The sequence below is a fragment of the Granulicatella sp. zg-84 genome (assembly GCF_010892375.1).
In the GTDB taxonomy this organism is placed as follows: domain Bacteria; phylum Bacillota; class Bacilli; order Lactobacillales; family Aerococcaceae; genus WM01.
The window spans coordinates 50085-62890 of the sequence record NZ_WNJX01000011.1 but is presented as its reverse complement, the minus strand read 5'-3'; the positions used below and the strand labels follow the sequence as shown (position 1 = coordinate 62890).

The 12806-nt window shown below is 34.3% G+C and carries 11 protein-coding genes and 2 pseudogenes; 2 read left to right on the top strand and 11 right to left on the bottom strand.

What is annotated here, in order from left to right:
* The 7 genes and pseudogenes from GMA06_RS03865 to GMA06_RS03840 all read right to left on the bottom strand — a co-directional run.
* Positions 1–776: ISL3 family transposase (locus tag GMA06_RS03865; RefSeq protein WP_163561759.1), on the bottom strand; the 776-nt coding region annotated here is incomplete at its 3' end.
* A gap of 238 nt (positions 777–1014) precedes the next feature.
* A complete protein-coding gene (locus GMA06_RS03860; protein ID WP_345940870.1) occupies positions 1015–1797 on the bottom strand; it encodes a transposase in 783 nt (260 codons plus the stop codon).
* Between the two features lie 126 nt (positions 1798–1923).
* Positions 1924–2127: pseudogene (locus tag GMA06_RS08610) on the bottom strand (transposase); the annotation flags it as partial.
* A gap of 27 nt (positions 2128–2154) precedes the next feature.
* A complete protein-coding gene (locus GMA06_RS03855; protein ID WP_163561757.1) occupies positions 2155–2292 on the bottom strand; it encodes a hypothetical protein in 138 nt (45 codons plus the stop codon).
* A gap of 243 nt (positions 2293–2535) precedes the next feature.
* Positions 2536–3948: pseudogene (gene pyk / locus GMA06_RS03850) on the bottom strand (pyruvate kinase); the annotation flags it as partial.
* Positions 3949–3960: 12 nt separating this feature from the next.
* Entirely contained in the window at positions 3961–4923 is a 963-nt protein-coding gene (gene pfkA, locus GMA06_RS03845; RefSeq protein ID WP_163545962.1) for a 6-phosphofructokinase, read from the bottom strand.
* A 114-nt stretch (positions 4924–5037) separates the two neighbouring features.
* Positions 5038–8223 carry a DNA polymerase III subunit alpha gene (locus GMA06_RS03840; RefSeq protein WP_163561755.1) on the bottom strand — a complete coding sequence of 1062 codons (3186 nt, stop codon included), beginning with the start codon at positions 8221–8223 and terminating at the stop codon, positions 5038–5040.
* Positions 8224–8345: 122 nt separating this feature from the next.
* On the opposite strand from GMA06_RS03840, the gene GMA06_RS03835 reads away from it, so the two are divergent.
* The gene (locus tag GMA06_RS03835; protein WP_163561754.1) at positions 8346–9272 is read left to right on the top strand and encodes a YegS/Rv2252/BmrU family lipid kinase; all 927 of its coding nucleotides are present in this window, start codon (positions 8346–8348) and stop codon (positions 9270–9272) included.
* Positions 9273–9348: 76 nt separating this feature from the next.
* Positions 9349–10494, top strand: a complete 1146-nt coding sequence (locus GMA06_RS03830; RefSeq protein ID WP_163561753.1) for an acetyl-CoA C-acetyltransferase — start codon at positions 9349–9351, stop codon at positions 10492–10494.
* A gap of 178 nt (positions 10495–10672) precedes the next feature.
* Here GMA06_RS03830 and rplA read toward each other — a convergent pair whose 3' ends face one another.
* From rplA to GMA06_RS03810, 4 genes are all read right to left on the bottom strand, one after another.
* Positions 10673–11362, bottom strand: a complete 690-nt coding sequence (gene rplA / locus GMA06_RS03825; protein WP_163545958.1) for a 50S ribosomal protein L1 — start codon at positions 11360–11362, stop codon at positions 10673–10675.
* Between the two features lie 100 nt (positions 11363–11462).
* Positions 11463–11888 carry a 50S ribosomal protein L11 gene (gene rplK / locus GMA06_RS03820; protein ID WP_163545957.1) on the bottom strand — a complete coding sequence of 142 codons (426 nt, stop codon included), beginning with the start codon at positions 11886–11888 and terminating at the stop codon, positions 11463–11465.
* 314 nt (positions 11889–12202) lie between these two features.
* Positions 12203–12478 (bottom strand): glutaredoxin domain-containing protein, encoded by a 276-nt coding sequence (locus GMA06_RS03815; RefSeq protein WP_163561752.1) that lies wholly within the window; start codon positions 12476–12478, stop codon positions 12203–12205.
* Between the two features lie 18 nt (positions 12479–12496).
* Complete coding sequence (locus GMA06_RS03810) at positions 12497–12802, bottom strand: hypothetical protein (RefSeq protein WP_163561751.1); 306 nt, start codon at positions 12800–12802, stop codon at positions 12497–12499.
* Between the last annotated feature and the right edge of the window lie 4 nt (positions 12803–12806).

Genomic DNA, 12806 nt, shown 5'->3' with positions numbered 1-12806 from the left:
TTTATACGTAGTGTATTTAAATTCCGATGTATATGTTGTATGATATGAAATCTATCTGTGACAATAACGGCATTAGGAAAAACCTTCTGAATAAGTTTGCCATAATTGGCATTCATATCCATAACAAGATAGCGAACGCTATGTCTTGCTTTTTTAGAAAATTGTTTAAAATAAGTGATTAAATGGTCTAATTGGCGACTAGGTAACACATCAATAATACGGTGCGTCAATCCGTCTACACAGATAAAACTCATCTTCCCTAAATGAGATGTCACAGACTTAAATTCGTCGATACATAGTACCTTAGGTAGATAATGAAAAGACGGTTTAACTTGTTTTGTATATTTATCTAAGACACGTTGTACGGTCACATCAGATACAAAGTGGTCTTGGCAGATATGTTTTCTTGAAATATTTTTCGTTAAATCAAGTGCAATAAGTTGTTTTAATTCTTTAGAAATACAACAATGTTTATCGACTAAAGAACACGAAGAAGAACAGGTTTTTAGACACGTTTTACAGCGATAACGGGTTCTTTTAAGAAGTAAAACAGTTTTGATTTGTCTAAACTTTGGTAATAATGTTTTCGTTTGATATGTCCCATGTTTGATGAGTGTTTTAGCATGACAATGTGGACAGGTGTGGCAAGGCTTTGTCCAAGTACCTTTAATAAAGTGGTGTGGAATACCATTTATTGTTTTTTCTTCTAACCAATGTTCATCAGCTATGAAAGATTTATCTGTTAATGTCAATAATTTTTTTGTATAATAATCCATGAGAAATACCTCCTTGTTTAATTGTGGTGATTTAATCATACAGGTATTTCTCTTTTTTTGTCCACTTTTATATACAAAATCGTGTTGGTGGATTATTCTCACCAACACGATTTATTATAGAGCCTTTATTTTAAGTCACAAAGTGATGTACGACTCACCGAAATGTACACGATACATGTCTCTTCCCCTACGTTGTGCGGGGAAGGAGCTATTCGTACGTCACTTTTGACTTAAACTATTAAGCAACTAGTGAAGTAGATGGTACGGTATACGGTACATATAACTTACACATGAATAAAATACGATTTCTAAAATGTGAAAAGTTACGATACCCATGATTTTGTTTAGAGTCTGCAAAGCTACGCTCAATCGTTTCTTTCCGTCGTTTATATAGTGCTTTCCCAAACGTAGATAATCGACGTTCACGACATCTATCGTATACATCAGCATCTATCGCTCGACGTAGTATCCGTTTATTACTGTTATCGCTTATACGATACTGTTTATATCCTTGTCTATCAATGTTTCTGTAGATATAAATTTCTCCCGTACGTGTATCCATAAAACAATCTCTAGATGAATCATATCGAAAAAACTTATGGTCAGGATGACGATGAAAACGTCTATACCCAATCACAGAAAATATCTTTTTCTCTTCTAAAAATTTTAAAATGTCTTTTTTATAATATTCGCTATCTAACGCGACACAATTCACATTAAAATGAAATGTTTCTATTATATGTGTTAATCGCGACACATACGGTACACTATCATGCACGTTCCCCGGTGTAATAAAGCAGTCTACAATAAAATTGTGTTTACCATCTACACTACGATGGTCTAAGTACATAAATCCTTTTTCTTTATTATCCCGATGGTAATAGCCGCTTTCTTTATCAGTCGTACTTTCTTTTATGTTTTTAGAGATGATTTTATCTGTGTAGCTAAAAGGCTTTTTTCCAATAGCTTCTCGTTCGGCGTTGATTTCGTTTTCTAAATCTCGCTTACGTTCTTGAACCACTTCAATAACAGCGTTTCTAAATTTATTTTTATTGGCGTTTGCTTTAATGTGTGTGGAATCTGTGAATAAAGCTGTCCCACTAATTAAATGATGTGAGATAGCTTGGTGTACAATAGTATTAAATATATCTTCAAACACAGACGTCCCTTGAAAACGGCGAATATAATTTTGAGAGAAAGTAGAATAATGTGGGGTAGGTTTAGAGAAAGGGAGGTTTAAAAACCATCTAAACGCTACATCCGTTTCGACACGTTTAATGGTTTCTCGCATGGATTTAATGCCATAAATATCTTTTAAAAAGACCAATTTAAATAAAACAACAGGGTCTAAACTATTGCGACCGTTGGTATGACTATACTAGGGAGAAGTAATCTCATAAATAAAATTGAAATCAATTGATTTATCAATTTTACGTAGTAAATGGTCTTTTGGTACTAATTCGGACAATGTGTTTAATATGATTTCATCATTTGGGTGAGTTTCTTTATAAAACATAGATTTTTCCCTCCTTTTTCTTATCTCTATTATACCACTTTTAAGCGTTATTATCGTATCAGACGTTGTGGTACGAATGGCTTCGTTCTCGCACGTAGTAGAGAACGAGCGATGTATCGTGTACATCGTGGTAAGCCGTACAACTTAACGTCTGATACGAAAAAAGACTGTTGACACTCTTACTTTGTCAACAGTCTGAGTAAATAGCAAACGCTATTTACTACCTTTCTATTGCTTTTATTGTACTTCTTGTAGTTTCATCATGTTTGTTGTACCGGCTTCACCAACTGGTAAACCTGCTGTTACAATAATCACATCTCCAGATTTAGCAAATCCTAACTCTTTCACCACTTTGTCTGCTTCTGTAAAAATAGCATCTGTTGAAGATGGTTTTTCAACGTATACAGCTTGAACTCCCCATACAAGTGATAAACCTAATTGTGCTCTTTCTGAGAAAGTCAGTGCAATAATATTTGATTTTGGACGATATTTTGAAATCATACGTGCTGTATGACCTGAACTTGTTGCTGCAACAATTGTTTCAATACCTAAGCTACGTGCATTATGACCTACTGAACGTCCAATAGCTTCTGTAATATCTTGTTTAAATTGTTTCAATTTAAATACATCTTGATTTTCTAATGCCTGCTCTGTACGAACACAAATATTTGCCATTGTTTGAACAGCTTCTAATGGATAATCTCCGGCTGCTGATTCACCAGATAACATCACAGCATCTGTTCCGTCAAAAATTGCATTTGCAACATCTCCTGCTTCTGCACGTGTTGGACGTGGGTTGCGTTGCATTGAATCTAACATTTGTGTTGCTGTAATAACTGGTTTTCCAACCATATTACATTTTTTAATCAAAGCTTTTTGCACGATTGGTACATCTTCTGTTGGAATTTCAACACCTAAATCACCACGAGCAACCATCAATCCGTGTGATACAGCTAAAATTTCATCAATATTATCGACACCTTCTTGGTTTTCGATTTTTGGAATAATTTGAATATGTGTCGCATTTTCTTCTTCTAAAATCTTGATAATTTCTAATACATCGCTGGCACGACGAACAAAACTTGCTGCAATATAGTCAATACCATTTTTAATACCAAAACGAATATCGTCAGCATCTTTTTGTGTAATACCTGGTAAATTCACACTTACATTTGGTACATTGACACCTTTTTTATTTTTAATAACACCTGAATTTTCAACGATTGTCACAATATCTTTATTAAATGCATCAATCTCTGTCACTCTTAATGACACTAATCCGTCGTCTACTAAAATACGGCTACCAACAGTCACATCATTAATCAATTCTGGATAACTAACAGAGAAACGTTCTACTGTTCCTTCCACTTGTTCCATACTTACACGGACAATCATACCTGTTTCTAAAGCAATCGCTCCGTCTTTCATATCATGTGTACGAATTTCTGGTCCCTTTGTATCTAATAAAATAGCACATGGTTTACCTGCTATTTTTCTTGCTTCTTTTAACGCATTAAAACGTGCTAAATGTTCTTCATGAGAACCATGTGAAAAGTTAAAGCGTGCCACGTTCATACCAGCATCAATCATTTTCACTAATTGTTCAACAGTTTGGCTTGACGGACCTAACGTACAAACGATTTTTGTTTTTTTCATATTCAATCTCCTCTATCCTGAAATTTCTTTATTTAAGCGATACAAATCTAAGTTTGGTATATGTTTACCATGTTCAAGTGTTTCAATAATATCTGTATAAATGACTTTATCATCACGGATACCTACACATACGCCACCAATACCTGCAAGTAATAAGTCCACGGCTTTCGATCCAAATAAACTTGCTAGAACACGGTCACGAGCTGTTGGAGAACCTCCACGTTGAATATGTCCTAAAACAGAAACACGCGTATGCTGTTCGCCATACTCTTTCAGTTTTTGAGCAAATTCATTTCCGCCCATTACACCTTCTGCTAGAACAATCAATGTATGCTTTTTACCTTTTTGACGTCCTTCTTTTAATTTAGCGACAATATCTTCCATCTCTGTATCTACTTCTGGAATAATGATTTGCTCTGCACCACTACCTACACCTGCCCATAAAGCAATATCTCCTGCATTACGCCCCATTACTTCAACGATAAACGTACGTACATGACTTGTTGCTGTATCACGAATGCGGTCTAAAGCATCTAGTGCTGTATTAACGGCTGTATCAAATCCAATGGTGTAGTCTGTACCAGGAATATCATTATCAATGGTTCCTGGAATACCTACGGCTGGAAAACCATGTTTTGTCAAAGCAAGTGCTCCTCTATAAGAACCATCTCCTCCAATAACGACTAAACCTTCAATACCATATTTTTTTAATTGCTCAATACCTTTTAATTGACCTTCAACATTGGCAAATTCTGGATAACGAGCAGAGTATAATAGTGTACCACCTCTACTAATTGTATCGCTAACATCGCTCACACTCATTTGACGAATATCTCCTGCTACCAAACCAGCATAGCCATAATTGATACCATAGACTTCCATACCTTCATACAAGGCTTTACGTACTACTGCACGAACAGCTGCGTTCATACCAGGAGCATCTCCACCACTTGTCAAAACCGCAATACGCTTCATTGCTTTATCACCTCAAAAATTTTATTGTTGTTTTCATTCAATTTTCACAACTTCTTTTCTGTCACATCATATCATTTTTTTTTTAAAATGTCTTGTATTATTTGATTTTTTTATTTATTTTTTATTTTTTCTCAGGACCACATTTCCACTACCTAATAAATCTTCAACCTCTTTTTTGAAAGCGTCTTGAAAATAAACATTGTACTTTTCAGGCATTTTTTTATAAACATCTGACTGACTAAAATAAACGACAACTTGTGTATGCCCAGGATGTTTCAATAATAATGCTTGAATATCTTTCAACATTGTACTATCTTCTATTTTTAAAAAGCATTGATTCTCTTTTTGTAAAAAAGCATCTACTGTTTCAAAACGTTGCACGATACATGTAAGTTCTTCTCTTTCTGTCCACTCAATTTTACCATGTACAACAATCAATTCATTTTCTTCTATATGTGACATATTCGCAACATACACTGTTGGAAATATGGTCATATTTACTTTTCCAAAGGCATCTTCTAAAACAGCAAACGCCATACGTTTATTATTTTTAGTTGTAATTTTTTTGATTTTTCTTAAATAACCTAATAATATAACCTGCTGATGAGATACTATATCTGCTGTTTTTTGTAATTGTCCTGTTTGATAATATGGCATGAAGGCATCAAGTGCATCATTTGAAAAGGCATAACCTAAAATTTCTTTTTCTTTTTCTCGAATGGTATCCTCATCATATTCTTCAAGCCTTTCTTCTTTCAACGGTAAGATACCTAAAAATAAAGACGTATTATCTAAAACAGCATCAATACTTGATACAAGGGTTGCTCTTGTTTTACCAAAACAATCAAAAGCCCCAGAAAAAATCAATGTTTCCAAAATATCCTTTTTACAATAACGTTTATCCATACGCGACACAAAATCTTCAAAAGATTGATATATGCCATGAGCAAAACGCTCTTTCACAATCGCATACCGTAAATCTTTATAAATACCTTGAATAGCCGATAGCCCAAATAAAATCGTTCCCTCACCTTGAACTGTATGCTCTATATGACTTTTATTGATATGAGGCAATAAAAATGTCACCCCATGTTGTTTGGCTTCCATTAAATAACTTGTAAATCGCTCACTTTTAGCATTAACATGTAATAATAATGCTAAATAAAAAGCATGTGGATAATGGGCTTTCATATAGGCTAACTGATAAGCTAATACCGAATAGGCAAAGGCATGTGATTTTGGAAAACCATAATTGGCAAATTTTTCAATATATTCATAAACAGTTGTGGCAATCTCTTTTGAATAACCGTTTTGAATAGCTCCCATAATAAAATGCTCTTTTTCAGCAAGTAGAACATCTTTTTTCATTTTTCCAATAGCACGTCTTAACAAATCAGCTTGCCCTAATGAAAATCCTGCCATTTTATTTGCAATTTGCATGACTTGTTCCTGATATACAATAATACCATACGTTTCTTCTAAAATATCTTTTAAGTCATCATGAGGATAGACGACCAATTCTTTTTGATGCTTTCTATCGGCAAAATGAGGAATTTGCTGCATTGGCCCCGGACGATACAATGCATTGACAGCAGCTACTTCTTCAAGTGAATTTGGAGAAACAAATTGCAAGACACGTTTGATACCCGGTGATTCAAACTGAAAAACACCTTCCGTATCTGCTTTCCTAAAAATATCTAATGTTTTTTCATCTTGGAAATCAATATGCCATACATTAAATTGTGGATTTATTTTTTGTATTGCATTTTGAGCATCTGCTAAAATAGATAAATTTTTCAATCCTAAAAAATCCATTTTTAACAATCCGACTTGTTCCACATCTTGCATAGCAAACTGCGTTAAATGCAATGGCTCTGATTGTTGAATTGGAATAATGGTTGTTAAAGGTCTGTCACTAATAACTACACCTGCAGCATGTGTGGATACATGACGAGGCAATCCTTCAATTTTACAAGCTAAATCAAAAATCAGTTTGTTTTTCTCAGATTTTTCGACGAGTTTTTGCAAAGAAACAGATTGTTCATACGCTTGTTTTAGTGTTATTTTCAAACTATTTGGCACACTAGATGACCATTTTTTCAATTCTACTTGTGTACATCCTAATACTCGAGAAACATCACGCAAAGCTTGTTTCGCTGCAAAGGTTCCAAAAGTTGCAATTTGTGCCACTTTATCTGCTCCATATTTTTTCGCAACATATTGTAACATGTCTTGACGTCTATTATCTGGAAAATCTAAATCAATATCGGGCATAGTATACCTTTCTGGATTTAAAAAACGCTCGAATAGTAACTGATTTTGAATAGGATCTACTTGTGTAATATTTAAACAATAAGACACTAATGAAGCAGCAGATGACCCACGCCCTGCTCCTGTCATAATACCCTCTTGATGTGCATACGTCATCAAATCCCAAACAATTAAAAAATAATCTGAAAATCCCATTTGATTGATAATTGATAGTTCTTTTTCCAAACGTTCTTGATAAACAGATAACTGTAGTCCTCTTTTTTCTAATCCAGCATAAGCAATCTGTCTTAATTCATCATAAGCATGCGTACTAAATTTTGGAAGTAGTAATTGATGTAAAGGAATATGCGTATCAATACTCTCATAAAATTGTTCTGTTTGATACAAAATATCAGAATACTCTTGAAAGTTTTCTTTAAATTGTTGTGCATAAGGTAAATAATCTGCTCCCGTTTGCCCTGTCATTGTTTCCTCAATAGTTGTATTATCTTCAATAGATTGTAATACTTTAAGTGTTAAATAATCTGTCGGGTTCAAATATTTCACAACACGATTGGCAATCGTATCAATTTGATACTCACGTGCAAGAGATATGTGTTTAGTGTCATCAGCATATACACTAATACGTAAAAACTTTTTATCAATATACTCACATAGATATGTCAGCTGTTCTCTTGTGATATTTTGTGTTGTTAAAAACGTAATATGCTGATAATTTGATAATTGCTTTACAGAAAATTGTTCTAGCAATAGTTGACTTGATAAATCAACGAGCTCTAAATATCCTTTTTCATTCATCGAAATAGCTACAAGAATCATTTGATCTATTGGAAATGTTAGTCCGATAATTGGTTTGACATGTTGTTTTTGACACTCATTAAAAAATGATACAGCACTGGATAAAGTTTGCCATTCACTTAGTACAAGTGTTGTATACCCTTTTTCTTTTGCATCTGTCACATATTGCGATATAGATGTAGGACTTTTCAGCAAACTAAAGGCTGTCATCATTTGTGCTGGTGTAAACATATTTTGCCTCCTTTTTATTTGTCTTTCTTATTTTGTCACATTTTTGTCACTTCCTCAAGTTTTCTAGCATTTTTAAAAAAAATATCGTAAAATAAACATATTCTATGGAAGTGAGAACAACTATGTCAAAAGATAAAGTCTATATTCTAGTGAATGAACAATCAGGTGGTGGAAAAGGACTTCACCTATCAAACGAGGTCACAGCATATTTATCTCGTGTTCATATCCCTTATATTCTGTTTAAAACAGCCTATAAAGAACATGCTTATTCCTTAACAAGACGCATCGCCAAAGAATATTGTCAACAAGAAAATATTTTATTTTTAGTCATTGGTGGCGACGGCACATTACACGAAGTCATCGAAACACTTGTCAGCATGAACTTACATATACCCGTTGGTTTTATACCTGCCGGTACGGGAAATGATTTTTCGAGATATTTCCCTAGCACCAAGTCCCCTATTTCCCACTTGAAAAAATTATTATACGCCAAAGAAACGATACAAGTCCCTATCTTACAAACAGAAAACGGTATTGCTATCAATAGCTTTGGTGTCGGATTTGATGCGCAAGTGGTTGCTATGACTGAACAATCTTTGCTTAAAGAAAAATTAAATAAAATCGGACTTGGTTTTGCAGTTTATTTTATCAATGTTTTAAGAGCATTATTTCGCTTTAAAACATTTACATGCACCATTGAAACGTCATCAGGCATTACCAAAACATTCGATCACGCTTTCCTTGTTTGTGTGATGAATAATCCTTATTTTGGTGGTGGTATATATATGGAGCCTAGTTTATCTTTAATGGACAATCAATTCAGCATTGTTGTCTTACACGATGTCGGTTTTAAAGATATTCTCCGCTTTATACCAAAACTATTTCAACAAAAACATTTAAATGATAAAGTTCTTTTCAATCATCATGATATTTCTGCAACATTGCATCTACCTAAACATGCTACGATGCAAATAGACGGTGAAGTGAGTGCTACTAAAACAAAAGAAATAAAAGTATCTTTAGCGTCATATCCATTTTGGAAAATTTAAAAATTCTTTAAAACTCTATACCACAAAATTAGAATATGTTATGGTAAACAAGAGATTTTAAAAAGGATGAATAATTATGAAAGATATTGTCATTGTTGGTGCATTACGGACACCTATCGGTAAATTTTTAGGAGGATTACGTCAATATTCTGCTGTTGAACTAGGTACAATAGTATCCACTACATTACTTGAAAAAACAAAAATAAATAAAGATTCTGTTGATTACGCTATTTTTGGCAATGTTCTACAAGCGAATAATGGACAAAATCCTGCTCGTCAAATTGCTTTAAAAAGTGGATTAAACCAACAAACTCCTGCCGTGACGGTTAATGAAGTTTGTGGCTCAGGCTTAAAAGCGATTATGTTAGCTTATCAATCTTTAGCTTTAGGTGATGCAAACATGATATTAGCCGGTGGTACAGAGAGCATGTCAAATGCTCCACACTACGCAATAAATGAACGAACAGGTGCTAAATATGGACATCAATCATTATTCGACAGTATTTTAGTCGACGGATTGACAGATGCTTTTAGTCAGCAACACATGGGTCTTACCGCTGAAAATATTGCTAAAAAATACCACATTACACGTGAAGAACAGGATAATTTTGCATTCTACTCACATCAAAAAGCCATTCAACATATTCAACACGAGTCATTATGTGCTATTGATGAACTAACTCAAGACGAAAGTATTCGTTTAAATATCTCATTAGATTCTCTGGGGAAACTCCCTCCCGCCTTTGATAAAAACGGATCGGTAACAGCAGGAAATGCTTCTCCATTAAATGATGGTGCAGCAGCATTACTCTTAACAACACGTGATTATGCACAACAACACAACTTACCTATACTAGCAAGTATACTCGGTTATTCTGAAATTGGAAATGACCCAGACTATATGGGAATGGCTCCCGTTAATGCTGTTCATACACTATGTCAAAAAACTAGCCTCACTCTCGAGAATTTTGATTGTATTGAACTGAATGAAGCATTTGCCGCTCAAAGTCTTGCCGTGATACATGAACTTGGATTAAATCAAGAAAAAGTTAATATGTCTGGTGGAGCTATTGCTTTAGGACACCCAATCGGTGCTTCCGGAGCGAGAATTGTTGTTTCTCTTTTACATCAACTAAAAGAAACAAAAGGAACATACGGATTAGCAACACTTTGTGTTGGTGGTGGTATTGGTATTGCACTCGCTATTAAAAACGAACAATAAAATAGAATTATATCAATAAAAAGCTTGAAATCAACATCTTAAATATGTTGATTTTAAGCTTTTTTTACTCTTCGTTAAATCATATTGATGGATTACTCCTGATAACAGAATTTAACGAAGAACCTTTTTTCATAATCAATAAGACCAGTAGAGAAATCTACTGGTCTTATATCTTCTATTATAATGTGTTGCTATCTACACGAACACCAGGTCCTAATGTAGATGTTAATGATACATTTTTAATGTATTGTCCTTTAGCAGTTGATGGTTTGATACGAACAACTGTTTCATGGATTGCTTTTAAGTTTTCTAATAATTTTTCGTTATCGAATGATACTTTACCAACTGTTACGTGCAAGTTACCTGCTTTATCAGCACGGTATGTTACTTTACCAGCTTTGATTTCTTCAACAGCTTTTGTAACATCCATTGTTACTGTACCAGTTTTAGGGTTTGGCATTAAGCCTTTAGGTCCTAATACACGACCTAAACGACCAACTTGACCCATCATATCAGGTGTTGCAACGATAACATCGAAGTCGAACCATCCACCTGCAACTTTTTCGATTAAGTCAACTTCACCAACAAAATCTGCTCCAGCTGCTTCTGCTTCTTTCGCTTTTTCGCCTTTAGCAAATACTAATACACGAGCTGTTTTACCAGTACCATGTGGTAATACGATAGCACCACGTAATTGTTGGTCTGCTTTTCTTGTATCAATACCTAAACGGTAAGCAACTTCAACTGTTGCGTCAAATTTTGCATAGTCTGTTTCTTTTACTAATGCAACTGCTTCTTCTGCTGAATATGATTTTGTTGCATCAATTTTCGCAGCAGCTGCTTGGAATTTTTTACTTTTCTTTGCCATTTTTCTTCCTCCTATTGTGGTTTTAACGGTTTGACCTCCCACAGATTAAAGACCTTGTTTTAATCTAGTATGAGAAGCTGTCTGTGTCGGTTTTGACTGATTAGTCAGCTACGGTGAAGCCCATTGAACGTGCTGTACCTTCAACCATACGCATAGCAGCTTCTACGCTTGCTGCGTTTAAATCTGGTGCTTTTAATTCAGCGATTTCTTTAACTTGTTGACGAGTAACTGTCGCTACTTTTTTCTTGTTAGGTTCTCCAGAACCTTTTTCTACTTTAGCTGCTTTTTTCAATAATACTGCAGCTGGTGGTGTTTTTGTTACGAAATCGAATGAACGATCTTCATAAACACTAATAACAACAGGAATAATTAAACCTGCTTGGTCAGCTGTACGTGCATTGAATTCTTTACAGAATCCCATGATGTTTACTTGTGCTTGACCTAATGTTGACCCTACTGGTGGAGCTGGTGTTGCTTTTCCTGCAGGGATTTGCAATTTAACAATTTTGACAACTTTTTTAGCCACGAAACATTCCTCCTTGATTAAGTCCGTGATGTGGTTTAATGGGGTTTAAAAGATTTCCCCTCCCACGCCTACGTTCTGTACAAACGTACTGATATATATTATCAAATACTGATAACTTTTTCAAGTATTTTCTTTAGTTAATCAATTATTTTCATAAAAGCATACTAAAATAAAAAAATCAGATAAAAGACTATATTTTTACGTCTTCATCAGATAAGACAATATATTTTAATGCTACAATACCATTTTAAGTGCAGAAAAAGGTAGTGAATGGTAGATACCATTCGCTACCCATATACTCACTTTTTTATCCATTAAATAACTGGTGGTGTGCATGTTGTCCCTAAAATATCATTAAAATCAAATATAAATTGATTGTTTTCAGTGACTAGCACAGGAACTCCAACAAATCCCCATTTTTTTCGTTCATTGAATTCAGCACGTTCATCACGCAACTGTAAAAAACGTTTTAGGTTTTTCATACTTTCTGTAATATCTACCGCTTCGTATGAAATATTTCTTTCTTTTAATGCTTCTACAAATGGTGGAGTATCTGGACAAAGTGAACTGTAGTATAAAACGTGTGCCATGTATAATATCCTTTCTCATTAAAATACTAACGCCCATACGATATACGCATGTAATGCAAAGCGTATCGTATGATGTAGCCAGTTGATACGTCCTTTTCGTAATGCAATCTCAAATGGTGCTAACTGCAATAATGTCACAGATAGTATCACGACAAATGTGTGATTGACTAACTGTTGATTGATATGTAGCACTACACAATAAGCTAATAAAACAGCTCCTGAAAATAAACTTGTTAAAGCTGATTTCGGAATTCTTCTCCAACTTGTTGCAATCGCAAATAATATAAATAAAGCATACGCTCCTGCAATAATATCAACAACCATAATA